Genomic DNA, 19,512 nt, shown 5'->3' with positions numbered 1-19,512 from the left:
TTAACTTTCAACAATTTGAACTTTAGAACCTTCGGCCACTTCCCTGAAACCCTTATCCACTAATACTTCTCCTCCATTAAGGCCTTCTTTGATTTCAGAAACCCTATGATAGGTCTCACCTTTGGCGATGTAACGCTTCTCCGCTTTGCCCGCCTCGATCACAAAAACAAATTCTCCCTTATTGTCCCGCTGAATAAGATTGGTCGGAACCGTCACGGCCTTTTGGTTTTCATAGTCTTTTATTCTCAGCACTGACACCATATTTGGCTTGACGTATTGGATCTTGGGTAGAAACACCTCCACTTTAAATGTCCGGTTATCCGGATTGATAATGGCTCCCACTGCAGTCACCTTGGTATTGATTTCTTTTCCGATCGACGGGAACTCCACCTTGACTGAATCACCTCTATCCAGCACCCCTACATACGTTTCAGAAATATCCCCCTCAATGTACAGGTCACTCTCACCGACAAAATTCACAATCGGCATCCCTGGCTGCACCAACTCTCCCAGACGGACCATAACATCTTCTATGGTCCCTGTAAACGGAGCTCTTATCACGGCCTTGTTTTTCTGGGTCTTTAAAGAAGCCAGGTTCTTTTCCATGGTTTCTTTTCTGTTTTTGGCTTCCAAAAACTGGACTTCCGTCCCGATTTCCTTCTCCCAAAGTCTTTGCTGTTTCTCGAAAAGGATATTGGCCAGTTCCAACTGCTTTTCCAGCTCATCGATGCTATTGTCCACCGATTCGGCATCTATCCTTGCCAAAACCTGTCCTTTGGTCACACGCATTCCTTCCAATGCTTCGATTTCCTGGATTCTTCCAGAAACCTCTGCGCTGATATTGACATTCTTTTTGGACAAGACAGATCCGGTTACCTCCACATAATGTTCAAAAGGCTCGTTCTTTGCCTTTACGGTGGTTACCAGCACCGACTTTCGGTTGCTCATGGCAAATGAAGAATCGAGCTCAGAAATCTCTTGCTCCAATACTTCAATCTTATTTCCCAGTTCATGGTACTCGTCTTTGAATTCCTTCAGCTGAGCCTTTTTTTCAGCCAGCCCCGGTTCTTCTTGTGCACAAGAAAAAGTCAAAATCGTCAAAGCTGACAATGCTAATTTGGAAAAGGTTTTCATGTTTCTGTTGCGGTATAGGTATGTTATCATCTTAATATTCCCAATGCTTTTTCTAAATCCACCTTGGCAATCAAGGCGTCGTATAATGCGCTGTAATAATTTATTTCAGCTTCTTTCAAGTCTGAATCGGCTTCCACCACTTCCAGGTTGGAACCGACACCTTCTGCATACTTTATCCTACTGATTGTATAAACCTCCAAAGCCAACTCCATGTTTTCACGTTGTACCTCCAAGGTCCTCAGACTGTTTTTAAGGGTGGTCTTGGCCTGGAACCTTTCCACTTCAATGCTGTCATCCAATCTCTTTATCTGGTTCTCCACCTGCAGCAGCTGTATCCTGTTTTTCTGAATCCGCTTGCTCTTGGCCAATCCATCAAAAATGGGGACGTTAAGGCTCAGCCCAACAAAGGCCCCGGTAAACCAGTTATCTCCATCCCAAACCGAATTAAAGCGCTGACCTGCCCCGTTCCTTTGGTAGGTAAAATTGGCATTGAGGCTGGGGAGATACTGGACGGTATTGTTTTTGAGGTCCAAATTGATGAGTTCCCAATTGGTCTTCAGCTGATCCATCTCTACTCGACGATACCCAGGGTTATCCAGCAAATGTTCGATTTCTTCGGGCCTGTTAAGGTCCCGCATGGACTGGGAGATTTTCACCTCTGCCTCTATGGGAAGACCCATCTGTATTTTCAGCAACTCTTTGCTGATTTCCGTTGCTGCTATGATCTTCTCAAGTTCTGTATCTATATTATTGTACTGAACCTTTATCCTGGAGACATCAATTTTCTCGGCAAACCCTTCCTCATACAAGGCCTCCGTCTCACGAAGCAGGGAGTCTATCCGAGACTTGTTGGCCTCTGCCAAAGCTTGCCTTTCTTCATTGACCAAAACGGTATAAAATGCCTTTTTCACGGATTCTATCACGTCATTTTCCGTTTTTTCCTTATCGTGTTCGCTCAGCTCTTTATAAGTCCTTGCTGCTTTAAGCCCGACAAAATAAGAGCCGTCAAAGATCATCTGGTTCACCCTTAATGCAATCCCGCTCTGGTAATTCACCCCGAACTGGATGGGCACCACATCGGAAGAATTATCAGGATCTTCAAATGGCCCCTCATTCGGCAAAAACATCACCGGAATGGACACATTTTTGGTAAAATCAAAAGTACCGTCGATCTGAGGAAGCCCCTGAGCCACCTTCTCACCTACCGTAGCCTTTGATATAAAAGTCTCCAATAGGGCGTTTTTGGCTTCCGCGTTGTTTTCCAAAGCGTAGCGAACACTTTCCTCCAAAGTAATCTCCAATACTTCCTGCGCTCTGGCCCTTGCCGAGAAAAGCAAGACCATAGCCGTTGCAAAAAGGGAGATGCTGGTTTTTAAACTCATGAGTTAGTCCTAATTATTGATTTGATTAAATAATGCTCGTCCTTTATCTGTAAGAATCCCATGGATGAAATGATCCATGATCGTCATTTGTACTTCCAGTATATTGTACTGCGCAGGAGGAAAACGGTTTGGGTCAAACATCCCGGATATCTGGTCCATCCTCAGCAATGCCAGTATATCATAATTCAATTCGTCTCTGAAGTACCCCTTATCCCGACCGTTCTGCAACACATCGGAAATGGTCTTGATGGCACAATTCTGTTTAAAATCTTCAAACAACTTCCAACTATTCGGATAGTAGCGCTGTATCTCCCCAAATACCAGCGGGTTTATGTCCGAAAACCTTGACCTTATGTATTTGGACACTTCTACAAAATGTTCCAGGGGACATTCACACTCCTCATGCAGTTTCATGAAAAATGCCTGATCACTGGCCATACTGTTTTTGAAGGCCTCAAAAACCAACTGCCCCTTATCTTTGAATTCCTGATAGATCGTCTTCTTTGAAACACCTGCTGCCCTGGCAATATCGTCCATGGTGACATACCTCACTCCCAACCGGGTAAATTGCCCCATAGCCACATCCAATATCTTTTCTCTCGTCTCCACTGTCTTGACTTTCTTTTCGTGTTTTTTTATTTCCAGTGCAAAACTCCGGAAACCCTAGGGGATTTCAAAGTTTCCAGAGTTTTATTTTTCCCTGACACCGCTTTTTTAGCGAAAAGTCCACCAAAACAACTAACCAACTACAAATCAACCAATTACCTTAACCGTATAAAAATTAGTGTATCATTTATGGACACAACCGTGTTCGTAATCGATCGTCCCTCAAATTGCACGCTTGCCTTAAGGAAGCCTGGCGCTTTTATCACCTAAAAAACAACTCAAAGGAGCCTTGGACAAAATATTAGGAAAAAACATTCGCCAAATAAAATTTTGATTTATTCTTTTCGCGCATTTATGTACCTTTGCTCCTTAATTTATGGTCATCCAATAAACACGGACATGATTCTCTTTTTCCAATCCCCACAAAAGAACACCATTTACGCTGTACAAGCCAAACAACCTGTTGCACCTGCAGACCTGGAAAAGCTCTCTTGGCTTTTCGGAGAAGCAACGCAGCTGGCTCAAGAAACGGTTGAGGGCAAGTACGCAGGCCCAAGAAAAGAAATGATCACCCCTTGGTCCACCAATGCCGTTGAGATCACCATCAATATGGGGATCCAAGGTATACTGAGAATAGAAGAGTTTACCGTTCTCGCCGAAGGAGCAGTCATAGACCCAATGCTCCAGGCAAGCTACCAATGCCTGGACCAGGACATTTTCACCATCGACCTGCAACCTCAGGAGGTAGTTTCCATTACCGACATCAAAACTTACAACGAAAAAGAAGGGCTTGCCCTGAGCGGCGAGGAAATTGAATACTTGGAAAAAGTAAGCGATAGCCTGGGTAGACCATTGACAGACAGCGAAGTGTTCGGTTTCAGCCAAGTAAACTCCGAACACTGCAGACATAAAATTTTCAACGGAACCTTTATTATCGACGGAGAAGAAAAAGAAAGCACCCTTTTCCAGCTGATCAAAAAGACATCTGTAAAGCATCCCAATAAGATTGTTTCGGCCTACAAAGACAATGTGGCATTTGTTAAAGGCCCTAAGGCACAGCAGTTTGCCCCTAAGCGTCAGGACATTGCCGATTATTTCCAGCCGGAAACCATCGACACGGTACTTTCATTGAAAGCCGAAACCCACAATTTTCCCACCACCGTAGAACCGTTTAACGGCGCTGCCACAGGTTCAGGAGGGGAAATCAGAGACCGACTCGCAGGAGGCACTGCCTCCATTCCTTTGGCCGGCACGGCGGTCTATATGACCTCATACTCCCGCAGCGAAAAGGACAGAAGCTGGGAAAAGAACCTGGAAGAAAGAAAATGGCTCTACCAAACCCCAATGGACATCCTGATCAAGGCTTCCAATGGTGCCAGTGACTTTGGCAACAAGTTCGGACAGCCCTTGATTTCCGGAAGTGTGCTTACTTTTGAGCATGAAGAAAATGACAAGCAGTTTGGCTTTGACAAAGTCATCATGCTGGCAGGGGGCATTGGTTTTACCAGAGAAAAATACAGCCTTAAAAACACCCCTGTAAAAGGCAATAAAGTAGTTATCATGGGAGGTGACAACTACCGTATCGGCATGGGAGGAAGTGCGGTATCTTCCGTAAATACCGGGGAATTCAGTAACCATATTGAACTGAACGCCATCCAACGTTCCAATCCTGAAATGCAAAAACGGGTAGCCAATGTGATCAGGGCCATGGCCGAAAACGACCATAACCCGATCATCTCCATCCACGATCACGGAGCGGGAGGACACCTTAACTGCCTTTCTGAATTGGTGGAAGAAACAGGGGGAAGCATTGACATTGACAAACTTCCTGTCGGCGACTCCACACTCTCTGCCAAAGAGATCATCGGCAACGAATCCCAGGAAAGAATGGGCTTGGTCATCGGTGAAAAAGATGTGGATACCTTACAGAAAATATCAGAACGTGAACGTGCACCTTTTTATGTGGTCGGTGAAACCACCGGAGACATGCACTTCAAGTTTGAAAATAAATCCACCGGAGAAAAACCGGTTGATTGGGATCTTGCCCATATGTTTGGAAGCTCTCCCAAAACCATACTTACCGATAAAAAGGTGGCCAACAAGTTTGAAGAGCCCAGCTATCAGACAGGCAGCCTTTCTTCTTATATCAAAGAAGTATTGCAGCTGGAAGCAGTGGCCTGTAAGGACTGGTTGACCAACAAAGTGGACCGCTCTGTAACTGGCCGGGTGGCTACGCAGCAAACTACCGGCGCTATTCAATTGCCGCTCAACAACGTGGCCGTGATGGCCATTGATTATACCGGAAACAAAGGGATTGCCACCTCCATAGGACACGCTCCTGTGGCAGCCTTGGCCAATCCAGAGGCAGGCTCCAAACTGGCCATCGCTGAAGCGTTGACCAACCTGGTCTGGGCCCCTATCGAAGATGGTTTCAGCGGAATTTCGCTAAGCGCCAACTGGATGTGGCCTGCCAAAAATGAAGGTGAAAATGACCGACTCTACAGAGCTGTTCAGGCAGTAAGTGACTTCGCCATTGAACTGGGCATCAACATACCGACCGGAAAGGACTCCCTTTCCATGACCCAGAAATATCCCGACGGGAAAACGGTCTATTCACCAGGTACGGTCATCATCTCCAGTGTAGGTGAATGTTCCGATATCAGAAAAACCGTTACTCCTGACCTTAAAGCGGTAAAGGGAAGCCAAATCCTGCACATCGACTTCTCCAAGGATGTGGCCCAGCTGGGAGGAAGCAGCTTTGCCCAAGTGGTCAACAAAATTGGCAACACCCCACCAACAGTAAAAGACAGCAGCTATTTCTCCAAAGCATTTTTGGCCGTTCAGCAGTTGATTGAAAACGGTCAATTGCTGGCGGGACATGACATCTCAGCAGGTGGTTTGATTACTGCTTTGTTGGAAATGACCTTCCCTACCACCGAATGTGGTCTAAAAGTAAACACCTCGAATCTGGCAGAAAAAGACCTGGTAAAAGCATTATTTGCAGAAAATCCTGGGGTAATCGTTCAGGTAGAGGACCCGACAAAAGTACAAGCCGAGTTGGATAAGCAGGGAATAAGCGCTACCGTACTTGCAGAGGTCACCTTTGACGGAAAAGTAAGCCTGGAGGGACAAAACCTCGTACTGGATGTAGCAGAACACCGGGACATCTGGTTCAAGTCATCTTTCCTGTTGGACCAAAAACAAAGCGGTCCAAAACTGGCCAAAGACCGTTACGACAATTATAAAAACCAATCCCTGTCCTTTAAGTTTGGAGAAAAATGGAATGGCTCTTTCGATGCCTTCTCTATCAATCCATTCCGCAAAGAGGCTTCTGGCCTTAAGGCAGCCATCATCCGTGAAAAAGGAGTGAATGGTGACCGGGAAATGGCCTATTCCCTATGGCTTGCAGGCTTTGATGTCAAGGACATCCACATGACCGACCTGATCTCGGGAAGGGAAAATCTGGAAGATGTCAACATGATTGTTTTTGTGGGAGGTTTCTCCAATTCCGACGTTCTTGGATCCGCCAAAGGATGGGCCGGAGCCTTCCTTTACAATGAAAAGGCCAAAACAGCTTTGGACAACTTCTACGCCCGTCCTGACACCTTGAGTCTTGGGGTATGTAACGGATGTCAGTTGATGGTTGAGCTGGGCTTGATCCACCGTTCCCATGATGTGAAGCCAAAAATGCTCCATAACGAAAGCTATAAGTTTGAGTCTTCCTTTGTCAATGTGGACATCCCCGAAAACAACACTGTCATGTTCGGCTCACTAGCCGGCCAAAGACTGGGCGTGTGGGTAGCCCATGGAGAAGGAAAGTTCAGTCTGCCTAAAGAAGAATCAGCCTACAATATAGGCATGAAATACAGCTATAAGGCCTACCCGGGCAATCCTAACGGTTCGGATTATGCAGTAGCGGGTCTGGCCTCCCAGGATGGCCGTCATCTGGCGATCATGCCGCATATTGAGCGGTCCTTGTTCCCATGGAACTGGCCGAATTATCCGGCTGCCAGTAAAGACGAGGAAATCAGCCCTTGGGTGGAGGCTTTTGTCAACGCCAAAAACTGGGTAGCATCCCATCAGAAGTAGGAAATAGCCTAAGTCCCTTGAAGGAAGTTTTTCAAGCTGAATTCAAGGGACTTACAAAAAAACCTCAAAAAAACATCATAAGGGGGTTTGCATTAAAAGAAAAACCCCCTACATTTGTACCACAATTAAGGCAAACGAGGCCTTAAACACACAAATTACTGACCCATGGTGTAACTGGCAACACGTCTGATTTTGGTTCAGAAGAGTCTAGGTTCGAGCCCTAGTGGGTCAACTAACAACAAAACCGCATTATAAAATGCGGTTTTGTTTTTGCATTTTAGAACAAGCCATTTTTAAGCGTTCTTTAAACACCATCTATACCCATATTGTTTTAATACCCCTTCATTTTAGCTAGAATTATTTCATTTAATAGCGTCCCCAAATATAAATGGTTAACTTTTTTGAATTTGATCGTTTACAAACCATTACTTCATCCTTCTACTCCACACCTTTAGCCATGCTTTTCCTTTTGAGCACCAATGCCGGCCCAAAACTTCCAACTATCCATGGGAACTTTGCTATGTGATTCATTAAAGGTGTTCTTTATCTTTTAGTAGTGTGCCCCAAATGTGAAGTGGGTTTTTAGACTGTTCGTTTTTACGGTCATCCAAATGGCTCCAGCACTCATTGGGATAACACCTGCCACCGTCCCATCAAAATATCGGTGCGATTGTAACCAATCACAATGATACTTTCAAGTGCTTTCCTTAGCTGCTGAGCCCGCTCTCGGGACTTGCACGGTTTATGAGATACTCCCAGTTTAAATCTGAGAGGACCTGATAAACCAATAGAAATTAACCAGTATAACTTATGCATTGGTGTACTAAAGACTCCCATTTTTTTATCAAAGCCAATTCACCATTTAATTGAGTTCCTTCCTTTCTATTATAGAAAACCAGGCTAATTTTTGACTTTTTCTTCAATAAGAATTCAAGTTCCAATTTGTCAATAATGGTTTCCTCTCTTTCCTTGCTTGATATTATTCGCTTTATGGCATTGACAGAGCAATTTTCCACGGTTTGGATTGGAATGATTTCTTCTACCTCTTCCTCTTTGGTTTTCTTATAATAAAGGATATGATTTTTGTTCGTTGACACACCTATGGCAAATTCAAAACCAAAGTCCTTGGTCCCAAGCTCACTGTCAACGGAGGATGCTATGGCATTCAATCCTTTGTGTAATTCTTTTTCTTTCTTCTTTCTGCTCCTTTGTAGAAGCACAAAAGGCAATATGCACAGGACTAATCCCACTAGTCCTATGACAGTTGTTTCTAATTCCATGAAAACAGTTATTAAATTGGATGTAGAATAAATTGGCTAACAGAGAAGCTGCTAGCGGTTTACTATTAGGGGGGCATTATTCACCCCAATACATCATTTACATGGAAGGACTGAAGAAAAAATGAAATGGATAAAGAAGGGTTACCTTTTTTTGCTCAATTAATATATTGAACAATTTTGTCAGCTGATTTTTGTACTGGCACTTGAACTGAAAAGTATGGAAAAATGGTACTGTCCATGCCCCTTGTCCATCAAGAAGTGTAGGATCATAAGGAGGAGGCACAGGAATGCTGGCGGAATATTTTGCTGGACCAGCATGATTTATACTTTCCAATAAATCAACAAGCTCATAACTTGTTTGAGTGCCCGTTTGATGGAAATCTCGAACTTGATTTTGAAGACAACAGACCACCGCTGTAGCCATCGAATAAATGACCACCAGTCCTACAATGGTGAATATGTTCCTGATTGTTTTCAAATTCGGCTTCTCTGTAATTCTTCAAATATACTTTTTTGACCAATTTTTAACAGGACTTTTTCATTTTCAGTTCAAACTTACAATTTCCTACCGATAGGAAATTCTTCCATTTTAATGCCCAAGCACGTTGGACAGCATGGTCAACTTATCACCACTTATTGAAAGAGAGGGAGAGTTTCCTAGTGGATACCAATTACTATCCATTAAATTTTTCCCGATCAACTTGGTTTTCTACCCCCATTCTCCCGAAGCATCCAATAGCTATCCTCCCTTTGAAGTGGTTGATTGACCTTTCGGTTTAGCATAGTTAAAGATAATTTCTAGCCCATTATTATCCTCGGAAACGTTTTTGTCATTTTGCTCCCCCTTTACTGTCCAAAGAATGGTAAGCTGCAAACAAAAAATAAAATCATCCCAAAAACAGAAAAGCGAGACTGCCAAGCTCCCCTATTTTGATTTATGGGCCTATGTGATCCACAGTGGCTAAACAGGTTAGGCCATTTTTATTCCGTTTATCTTTGTTTGATAAATTGCATGAAGATTTTAGGCAACTCAAAGTGGCCATTGGTCTTAGTGGAAAGTTGAAAGTGCCATGGGAAGTTTTGGCAGCTAATGCTTAGAGGAACTGCTGGAGCTATCCCCAGGTTACATCCTAGTAAATCATACGGTCACTGAGCTTGTCGAATTGAACCGCCCATGATATCAGGTGGGAAAAAATCTTTCCTGCCTAAGGTGGCTATCGGCACCAGGCCAGTCCCTTGGTCCCCTCAATAAGACAGAAGCTTCTGTTAACTAATCACATAGGACAAAACCAATCATTCTTGATCGGCCTTATTACGAAAATGATTTCTCTGCCGGAAGATGCAGGAGGATCTACCACTACATTATCAGGATATATTTGTCGCTGGAAATTCAAATTTGACTCCCCACTCTATTTCATAGAGAACCTTATTTGATATACTTATGGCCCTCGCAACTCCACTGATTCAAAACAGTAAAACTTCACCAATTCTCAATAATCACCAACAATCCTTTAGGAGGACAGCTTAATCTGTTTTGCACTATCAACCGCAATAACCAATCCTCCGGCCATCATGATGATATCCTTTAACACCAACCTTCCCGCTCCTGACAAGAAGGGGAAACCATGGTGAGGCGTGGGCATATCTCCTCCCAAGTTGGGCACATAAACTTCCGGTGTTGTTATCAAAAAAGACAAGGTTACCACCGACATGCCCACAGTCAGCAAACCGCCCCAAAGTCCAATTTGTGGAAACCAGATCCCCAACAATGTCAATACGCCTATCGAAACGATAACTGTTCCCAAACCATAAGAAAACAGGTAGGTCCCATTTGACTTATGCCATGTTATATTCTTTTCGACCATCTTTCCTTCAGGGTTTTTATAAAGTTTGTATTCAGCTATTTTTTCCCCTGTGGCATTTTGCACTTCATTACCGGAATGCTTGTAAAAGAAACTCATAAAGGGACTGTTTGAAACAAAAGGCACAATGCCATCAGCTTCGTACTGAAAGGCTTTTAAGCCTCCTATCCAGGCCATAACTATAAAAATGGCCATTCTTATGGCGTTGATAAAAGCAGGCTGGCTCCCGATCAATACATCCAATATTCTATTCATAGCATATGATTTTTGGATCCAAAGGTATGGACCAATTCAAATGCTGAGAATGGACGTACACGGAATTTTAATGGATTATTTTGCCACTATTGAAATGCCCACCGTTGACCTAAAATACGTTGGGGAAAGGCCAACTTCTTTTTTAAAATACCTGCTAAAATAAAACTCATCATCAAAACCTAACTCGGTGGCTATCTCAAAGACGGGCTTATGCGTAAGGTGCAATAGTTTTTTGGCTTCCAAAATTACCCGCTCCTGAATCAGCTGGGTAGGAGTTTTACCGAAATGAGCCTTGATCTTTTTGCTCAATGAGGATGATGACATTGCCAAGTGTTCCGCATAAAAAGAAGGGCTTCTCTCTGTCTTAAAGCTATCTTCCAACAGTTCCTGAAACCGATGGATGATAGGGTTTACTGGCCCTTGCTGAAATTCGACATCCAATATATCAGCCTTTTCACTGCTGCAGATTGCCAGGAGAAGCTGCAGGTAAGATTTTAATACCGCATCAGAAAATCTTCTATTAAAGGTGAATTCCTCCCCCATTTTCTCCGTTATCTGTAGCAGCTCATAGAATCTCTTTTTCTCCAGGGATATAAAGGGCTGCAGGTAGATATTATTAAATAAAAAGCCATTACAGGCCACCTCCTCCTTATGGTATTCAATACAGTAAAAGTCGCCGTGAAACTGCAGTAGAATGATTTTACCTGAAAAACCATCCAGTAATTGTAAGTTTTGATAAGGAGTGAGGAATAATACGGTATGTTCTTTTAGTTCATACTTTACAAAATTGACCGCAACCTTGCCGGCTTTTTCTATAAACAATATCGAGTATAAGGGGACATTGTAGCTATCGGTAAACCCACCAGCATCTTTTACTTTAATTGAGAGCAAAATAACAGGACTTTATACGCATCGGATCTTTTTACATTCCTATATAGAGGGGCATCAAACGAAAGTACTAATATAACGTATTTTATTTCTCCAGGCCTACAGCCTATTGGTCAGAAAATAAAAACATATCAGACCTTCTATTGCCTTTCTAAAATTCAACATCAACTTGATTGTTCAGTAAATAGAAGCACTTTAACTGAGCTTATTTTGAGAAGTTAATATAGTGCAATTGTCAGCCAATATGACGCAATCCTCCCTCAAAGATTATCTCTACTTTTATACTTCATTCCAATCTTGGAAAACTGTCTGGCTGAGCAGCTTAAAAAAATAAGCCCGCAGCTTGAGTATATTAGGTAGAACAACTTGGTCAAAATATAAAGGATGTAACATGAAACTAACTCGTTTATTTGTCTTATTCACGGTGATCTTTGCTTCCCTGTGCACAAAGCTCCAGGCACAAAGTGGAGATCAAATCCTGGACGGAATCGGTGAAACAGGCCTGATAGCCCGCTATGTGTTTGATGGCAATGTGCAGGACTGGTCCAGAAACAACCTGCATGCCCAGCTAAAGGGAGACGGAGGTTCGTTCGTCGCAGACAAGCAGTTCAAAAAAGTGCTTTCACTGAATGATAAGGGCCAAGCCTATCTTTCCATTCCTGCTGATGTTTTAGCTGCAACGGAATCCTTGAGCATAACGGGGTGGCTTTACCTGCGTTCTGACCAAGCCAATCAGGTGTTTTTTGATTTTGGAAAAGACAATGACACCCATTTTTATGTAGCTCCCTCTGGTGATGGAAGTCAGCAAAATTTCAAGGCGGAAATTTCAGCCTCAGCCAACCAAAAATACCAAGCCGTTTCGGAAGTAATCAAACCCAAGCAATGGAACCACATTGCAATTGTCATAGACATTCCTTCCAAATCTTTCAGGACTTACCTCAACGGCAGCCTTTCTGAAGAGGTCAAAGGCCTCAACCTTGAATTGGACAAAACCTTCGATAATACAGACAAGGAGCAGCAGCTTTTTATCGGAAAGTCATTGACTGCGGAGGGGACTTTCCTGAATGCCAATTTGTTTGATTTCAGGATTTACCGTATTCCTTTAAATGAAACTCAGATCGCCAGAATCTTTCGCAATGCGCTCAATGAAGGGAATGAAAACCGTGTAAATGAAAGAAAAGAAGCCAATGACCATTTCCAAAGTTTCGATGGGAACCATCCACAATTGTACAATGAATTCCTGACTGCAGTGGAGGATGTGAAGGTGGAGACCAGTATAGGACACCTTCCGCGTTTGCCCCGCTTTGTGGAGGCCACCTACCAAGGAGGCATCAGTGGGCCAAAGGTTCGGGTAATCTGGCCCGCCCCTAAAGACAACAGTGCCGTACTGGAAGAGGGCCAATATACCCTTACCGGCAAAATTTCCGGTTCAGATTTGACTTCCACAGCCATCGTCACGGTCAAAAAGGGCAAGGAGCAGAAAACGCCTGAACTTAGCTTAGCCGCCTTTGACCTGGACCAGGTATCCCTGGATACTGATCAGCAGGGCCGTAAATCCAAATTTATTGAGAACAGGGACAAGTTTATTCTTACTTTGGCCAAAACCAATCCGGACGATTTCCTGTACATGTTTCGCAATGCCTTTGGACAGTCCCAGCCTGAAGGGGCAACACCATTGGGAGTATGGGACAGCCAGGAAACCAAGCTACGTGGGCATGCCACGGGCCATTACCTCACTGCAATTGCCCAGGCCTTTGCCAGCACCGCTTATGATCCTGCTCTTCAAGCGGACTTTGCAAAAAAGATGGAATACATGGTCAATACCCTTTTTGACCTGTCCCAGATGTCGGGGCGGCCAACAGCGGCTGAAAACGAATTTGTGGCAGACCCCAGAGCGGTTCCTTTTGGGCCGGGGAAATCGGCCTTTGATTCGGACTTGAGTGAAGCTGGCATTCGCACCGATTATTGGAATTGGGGAGAAGGTTTTATCAGTGCCTACCCACCGGATCAATTTATCATGTTGGAACAAGGGGCCACTTATGGAGGGCAAAAAAACCAGGTATGGGCTCCCTACTATACCTTGCACAAAATCCTCGCCGGCTTGATGGATATCTATGAGGTAAGCGGTAATGAAAAAGCCCTTCAAATCGCCGAAGGAATGGGAACTTGGGTGCATGCCCGCTTGAGCCAACTACCGACTGAAACATTGATCAGCATGTGGAACAGCTATATTGCCGGTGAGTTTGGCGGCATGAACGAGGCCATGGCACGGCTTTACCGACTGACCAATGAGGTAGATTATATTGCAGTAGCCGAACTGTTCGACAATATCAGTGTATTCTATGGAGATGCAGACCACTCCCATGGCTTGGCCAAAAATGTGGACACCTTCCGAGGCCTTCACGCCAATCAACACATACCCCAAATCATGGGGGCATTGGAGATGTACCGGGGCACCGACAGTCCTGCCTACTACCACATTGCAGACAACTTCTGGCACATGACCACGGGGGATTATATGTACAGTATTGGAGGGGTGGCCGGAGCCCGTAACCCCGCAAATGCTGAATGCTTTATCAGTGAACCGGCGACACTTTATGAAAACGGTTTTTCCGCTGGAGGACAGAATGAAACCTGTGCCACCTATAACATGCTTAAACTAAGTAGAAACCTGTTTCTATACGACCAAAGTCCGGCATTTATGGATTATTATGAACGAGGTCTCTACAACCATATCCTGGCGTCCGTGGCTGAAAATTCACCTGCCAACACCTACCATGTTCCCCTAAGGCCGGGTTCTTCGAAACATTTCGGCAACCCACATATGAAAGGCTTTACCTGCTGCAATGGAACCGCCATTGAAAGCAGCACCAAGCTTCAGAATTCCATCTATTTCAAAAGTGCGGACAATCAACGTCTTTACGTAAACCTGTTTATTCCTTCTACCCTGAACTGGACGGACCGCAATATCAAACTCGTCCAGTCCACCGCTTTTCCACATCAGGACGAAACCCGCCTGACCATCCAGGGCAGTGGAAAATTTGACCTCAAAGTTCGGGTGCCACAGTGGGCCACCAAAGGCTTCTTCGTAAAAATAAACGGTAAAAAAGAGTCATTAGAGGCCCAACCTGGCAGCTATATCACCCTCAGTCGCAAATGGAAAAACGGGGATACCGTTGAGATCAAAATGCCCTTCCAGTTTCATCTGGAACCGGTCATGGACCAGCAAAACATCGCCAGCTTGTTTTACGGCCCTATCCTGCTGGCCGCCCAGGAAAGTGAAGCTAGAAAAGAGTGGCGCAAGGTGACATTGGATGCCCGTGATATTGGCCAATCCATCGAAGGAGATCCTGAAAAGCTGGAGTTTATCATTGACGGGGTTACTTACAAGCCTTTTTACGATACTTACGGCCGCCATTCGGTTTACCTTGATGTGCTTTTAAAATAAGCTTTGGCTGAAAATTTAAAAACAACCCTACAACACATGAAAAAAATAATCCTCAGCACTCTTCTGATCTGTCTTTGTATTTCCGTGACCAGGGCAAGTGAGCTCATTGATATTATCAACACCTATACGGCGGACAAAAGGGCCCTAGAGACTACCTACAATATCAGAGAATCTTCCGAATATTATCAGAGAATGCTTCTTTTCTATGCGCAATGGGAGGATAAAGTCAAGGCCATTGGATTTGATGATTTGAGCAGCGATGGCAAAACCGATTATGTTTTACTCAAAAATGAAATTGAAAAAGGAGCATACGAGCTGAAAAGCCGCTACGAAGACTTTAAACAAGTAGCCCACACGGCCGATTTTGCCGGCCCTCTGTACACCTTTGTCAAAGAAAGACGAAGAGGAAAAGAGCCTGATGCCAAAAAACTGGCACAGGACTTCAATACAGCAAAGGGGTTTATCGCCACTAAAACCCAGGCTTTAAAGGAAAGCCCTTTTAAAACTTGGATAGAAGCCGAGAAGGCCGCAGGCATTATCTCCTCCCTGCAAAGAGGGTTAAAGGAAGCTTTCGAATTCTACTATAAATATGATCCTGAATTTACCTGGTGGGTAAAAGCCCCTTATACCGCGCTGGATGCTGAGCTGAAAAACTATCATGACTTCCTCATGGAGAACTACTCCAAAAACAGCATCAAAGATGATGGATCTGGCATCATCGGAAAACCTGCAGGCCGGGAAGCCCTGGTAAATGCCTTGGCCTTTGAGTTTATTCCCTACAGCCCTGAAGAATTGATCAAAACAGCCGAGCAACAGTTTGAATGGTGTAAAAATGAAATGATCAAAGCCTCCCAGGAGATGGGCTATGGCACCGATTGGAAAGCTGCCCTGGAACACGTCAAAGACACCTATGTGGCACCGGGCAAACAGCCTCAGGCCATCAATGACTTATACGACCATAGCGTGAAATTCATCGAAGACAGGGAGCTTATCACCATTCCCGAATTGGCCAAAGAAACCTGGGGGATGATCATGATGACTCCTGAACGACAGAAAGTGAATCCCTTTTTTACGGGTGGTTGGGAAATCAGTATCTCCTACCCCACAGAAGAGATGTCCTACGAAGATAAAATGATGAGCATGCGCGGAAACAATCCTAACTTTTCCTTTCCTACGGTACAGCATGAACTGCACCCGGGACACAACCTGCAATATTTCATGAATTCCCGCCATAAGACCTACCGCAGGACTTTCAGCACTCCTTTTTGGATGGAAGGCTGGGCCCTGTACTGGGAAATCATTTTATGGAACAAGGATTTTCCCCAAACTCCCGAGCAAAAAATGGGTATGCTCTTTTGGCGTATCCACCGCTGCGCCAGGATCATTTTTTCATTAAAGTACCAGTTGGGAGAATGGACACCCCAGCAATGCATTGATATGTTGGTAGACCAAGTAGGCCATGAATATGCCAATGCAGAGGCCGAAGTGAGGCGTTCCTTTGCCACAAGCTACACTCCCCCACTTTATCAAATGGCTTATATGACCGGTGGGCTACAGTTTTATGCCTTGCGCAATGAAATGCTGGAAAAAGGCTGGACGGAAAAAGAATTTCACGACCGGGTATTAAAAGAAAACTTTATGCCTGTGGAAATATTGAGATGCCTGTTACAGGATCTGCCCCTGAGCAAGGACTACAAAACAAAGTGGAAATTTTCTACCGATTTCAATTGATCGGACAACCTAACAAACATAACTCATGAGTACATTGAAATATACAGCCATTTTCCTCATCAGCCTGCTAATCGGCATGGAAAGCCAGGCTCAAGGTTACTGGAGCCGCTTGGAAGAAAAAGAACCTACCTTGGGTATAGCGGATGTCTATCAAAAATTGAAAACACCGCATTTCCACCTAAAACTGGTTAAAGCTTCCCAAACCGTGGCCAGTTTAAGCCCAATAAAGACTCCCCACTTTGACTTTACCCCAAGTGACCGTTTAGAGTATAGGGACAAAGACGGCTTGTACCATTTGGGGGACATCAACCTTAGGATCAGAAAAGGTGGCGAAGACTGGAAAGACTATTCCACCGCCACCCAGCGGAGAACGGTCACTCCACTGACAACTACTGATAAGGTATTGGCCGCAGCCGATCTGTCCAACACCCTACCCAAAGATATCCCGGTAAGGATCAACAGGTATTACGAACTGGAAAACGGTCATTTGGTGCTCCGATTTGAAATCACCAATACCTCCAGGGCAGATGTGGAAATCGGTGCTTTGGGCATTCCGATGATCTTCAACAACATTTTGGAAGGAAAGTCCCTTTATGAAACCCATGCACAAAACGTGTTTTTTGACCCTTATATTGGACTGGATGCAGGGTACCTGGAGGTAAAAAGACTAAGCGGTAACGGCCAGGCATTATTGGTTTTACCTGAAGAGAACATGTCCTTCGAAGCTTATCGGCCTCTGTTGGATGACCCTACACCGAGAAGCATTGTCTTTGAGGGATTCCATGAGTGGATGGTGCACAGTAAAGCCTATGCCGAAAATGAATGGAAAGGGGTGCAGCAATGGAACCAGCCTACTTCTTTGATGCTGGCTCCCGATGAAACCAAAAATTTCGCTTTGAAGCTGGTACTTTCAGAAGGAATAGAAGCCATTCAAAATACCCTGAAAGAAGAGCAAAAACCTGTCATCACGGGCATCCCGGGATATGTCCTCCCCCAAAAAACACAAGGTCAGCTGTTCCTCGATTACCATAGCAAGGTCGCATCCATTGAAATCGAACCTAAGGGAGCACTTAAAATCAATAAAAACGGCCTCACGGAAAAGGGACACAAAAAATACACTGTAGAAGGCATAAAATGGGGCCAGTCAAGAGTAACCCTAACTTATGAAAATGGGGTAAAGCAGTCCATTAACTATAAGGTCATCAAGCCGGAAACTGAGGTGGTCAAGGACTTTGGTCGCTTCCTGACTACCGAGCAATGGTTTGACCAACCGGATCCCATCTTTAACAGAAATCCCTCTGTTATCAGTTACGATTACGAAACCAAAGAGCAATTGACCCAGGACAGCAGGGCCTGGGTGGCAGGGCTGAGTGATGAGGGAGGCGCAGGAGGTTGGTTGGCTGCCATCATGAAACAACTCATCCAACCCGACAAAAAGGAAATCAACCAACTTCAGGACTTTATAGACCATACCCTTTGGGGCAATATCCAATACAGTGAAGGAAAACATCGATACGGGGTCAAAAAGAGTGTGTTCTATTATGAGCCTGATTCCTTACCCAAGGGAACTTACAGTGATAGTATCAATTATAATACTTGGGCGGCCTGGGACCACAAACACGCTAACGATCCCGGGAGATCTTACAATTACCCCCATGTAGCTGCTGCCTATTGGGTGATGTACCGACTGGCCCGCTACCATGAGGGACTGGTCGACAACAGGCCCTGGGACTGGTATTTGGAGCAGGCTTACCACACCAGCATTGCCATGGTAGAGCAAGCACCTTACTATGCCCAATTTGGACAAATGGAGGGCTCTGTATTTTTGTTTATCCTAGAAGACCTCAAAACTGAAAGCTTTGCCGATATGGCTTCCGACCTGGAAACGAGGATGAAAAGCAGGGCCATCCATTGGAAAGCCCTGGAATATCCTTTCGGAAGTGAAATGCCCTGGGATTCCACGGGACAAGAGGAAGTATACATGTGGTCGGATTACTTTGGCTATGATCATAAAGCCTGGGTGACCCTCAGAGCCATCATGGCCTATATGCCCACCATGCCCCACTGGGCTTATAATGGAAATGCCCGTAGGTATTGGGACTTTCTATATGGAGGTAAACTATCCAGGGTGGAGCGTCAGATCCACCATTACGGTTCTTCTTTAAATGCCATTCCGGTGTTAAAACAATTTAGGAAAACTCCGGACAACCTGTACCTTTTGAAAGTAGGTTATGGCGGACTCTTGGGAGGCATTGCCAATATCACGGAAGACGGATTTGGTCCGGCAGCCTTTCACTCCTACCCTTCTACCCTGAGAATCGATTACCTCTCCGGTGACTACGGTTCGGGCTTCTATGGCTATGCCGTCAATACCGCTACCTACCTCACCAAAGACGAGGCGCTAGGCTGGTTGGCCTTTGGTGGCAACCTTAGCAAAAAAGAGGATTGGGTAAAGGTGGAGCTGACCACCGCAGCAAAATCCAAGGTATTTATTGCCCCTAAAAAGCTATGGTTAACGCTTGATGCGGGTACGATCAGTGAAGTCCACTATAATACCAAAACCGAAAAGGTGAGCCTTACCTTAAACGAGAAAGGTGAATTCACTCCAAATGCTTATTTAAGAGTCAGCGATGAAACGGTGGATTTGCCCTTCGAAAAAGTCAGGGGAGCTTATAAAATTCCTTTGAAGAGCCAGAAAGTGGAAATTGACCTTTAAACCCGAATTCCAAGACTTATAAAAAAGTAACGTGCAATAGCTAACTTATGAACCTGAGTTCGATTTAAAAGCAGTGAAATAGGATCGCTGCGTCATTGCGAACCCTTTTGTGCTTGGGTAA

The 19,512-nt window shown here is 44.6% G+C and carries 11 protein-coding genes and 1 tRNA gene; 5 read left to right on the top strand and 7 right to left on the bottom strand.

Annotated features, from left to right (window positions below; all coding sequences use genetic code 11):
- Genes ACYVAA_RS13005 through ACYVAA_RS12995 form a run of 3 tightly spaced genes read right to left on the bottom strand, consistent with a single transcriptional unit; the run spans position 1 to position 3,125 of the window.
- On the bottom strand, positions 1 to 1,134 hold the full coding sequence (locus ACYVAA_RS13005) for an efflux RND transporter periplasmic adaptor subunit (RefSeq protein ID WP_460542343.1): 1,134 nt from the start codon (positions 1,132 to 1,134) through the stop codon (positions 1 to 3).
- Between the two features lie 26 nt (positions 1,135 to 1,160).
- Positions 1,161 to 2,516, bottom strand: coding sequence for a TolC family protein (locus tag ACYVAA_RS13000; RefSeq protein WP_460542341.1), 1,356 nt, complete (start codon positions 2,514 to 2,516; stop codon positions 1,161 to 1,163).
- Between the two features lie 9 nt (positions 2,517 to 2,525).
- Positions 2,526 to 3,125, bottom strand: coding sequence for a TetR/AcrR family transcriptional regulator (locus ACYVAA_RS12995; RefSeq protein ID WP_460542339.1), 600 nt, complete (start codon positions 3,123 to 3,125; stop codon positions 2,526 to 2,528).
- Positions 3,126 to 3,521: 396 nt separating this feature from the next.
- Here ACYVAA_RS12995 and purL point away from each other — a divergent pair, with 396 nt between their 5' ends.
- Positions 3,522 to 7,211, top strand: coding sequence for a phosphoribosylformylglycinamidine synthase (gene purL, locus ACYVAA_RS12990; protein WP_460542337.1), 3,690 nt, complete (start codon positions 3,522 to 3,524; stop codon positions 7,209 to 7,211).
- 159 nt (positions 7,212 to 7,370) lie between these two features.
- A tRNA-Gln gene (locus tag ACYVAA_RS12985) sits at positions 7,371 to 7,443 on the top strand.
- Between the two features lie 562 nt (positions 7,444 to 8,005).
- On the opposite strand, the gene ACYVAA_RS12980 is transcribed toward ACYVAA_RS12985, so the two are convergent.
- From ACYVAA_RS12980 to ACYVAA_RS12965, 4 genes are all read right to left on the bottom strand, one after another.
- The gene (locus tag ACYVAA_RS12980) at positions 8,006 to 8,491 is read right to left on the bottom strand and encodes a hypothetical protein (RefSeq protein ID WP_460542335.1); all 486 of its coding nucleotides are present in this window, start codon (positions 8,489 to 8,491) and stop codon (positions 8,006 to 8,008) included.
- Positions 8,492 to 8,588: 97 nt separating this feature from the next.
- Positions 8,589 to 8,915, bottom strand: a complete 327-nt coding sequence (locus tag ACYVAA_RS12975; RefSeq protein ID WP_460542333.1) for a hypothetical protein — start codon at positions 8,913 to 8,915, stop codon at positions 8,589 to 8,591.
- Positions 8,916 to 10,002: 1,087 nt separating this feature from the next.
- The gene (locus ACYVAA_RS12970) at positions 10,003 to 10,608 is read right to left on the bottom strand and encodes a DUF417 family protein (protein WP_460542331.1); all 606 of its coding nucleotides are present in this window, start codon (positions 10,606 to 10,608) and stop codon (positions 10,003 to 10,005) included.
- 75 nt (positions 10,609 to 10,683) lie between these two features.
- Entirely contained in the window at positions 10,684 to 11,499 is an 816-nt protein-coding gene (locus tag ACYVAA_RS12965; protein ID WP_460542329.1) for a helix-turn-helix transcriptional regulator, read from the bottom strand.
- Positions 11,500 to 11,887: 388 nt separating this feature from the next.
- Here ACYVAA_RS12965 and ACYVAA_RS12960 point away from each other — a divergent pair, with 388 nt between their 5' ends.
- From ACYVAA_RS12960 to ACYVAA_RS12950, 3 genes are read left to right on the top strand one after another with little or no spacing between them, the layout of a single operon-like run.
- The gene (locus ACYVAA_RS12960) at positions 11,888 to 14,944 is read left to right on the top strand and encodes a beta-L-arabinofuranosidase domain-containing protein (protein WP_460542327.1); all 3,057 of its coding nucleotides are present in this window, start codon (positions 11,888 to 11,890) and stop codon (positions 14,942 to 14,944) included.
- Between the two features lie 36 nt (positions 14,945 to 14,980).
- Positions 14,981 to 16,675, top strand: a complete 1,695-nt coding sequence (locus ACYVAA_RS12955; protein WP_460542325.1) for a DUF885 family protein — start codon at positions 14,981 to 14,983, stop codon at positions 16,673 to 16,675.
- Between the two features lie 25 nt (positions 16,676 to 16,700).
- On the top strand, positions 16,701 to 19,391 hold the full coding sequence (locus ACYVAA_RS12950) for a DUF5695 domain-containing protein (RefSeq protein WP_460542323.1): 2,691 nt from the start codon (positions 16,701 to 16,703) through the stop codon (positions 19,389 to 19,391).
- Positions 19,392 to 19,512 lie beyond the last annotated feature (121 nt).

The organism is Echinicola sediminis, from assembly GCF_054777495.1.
The sequence above is the reverse complement of the archived record's forward strand: the minus strand, read 5'-3'. Positions and strand labels throughout refer to the sequence as shown.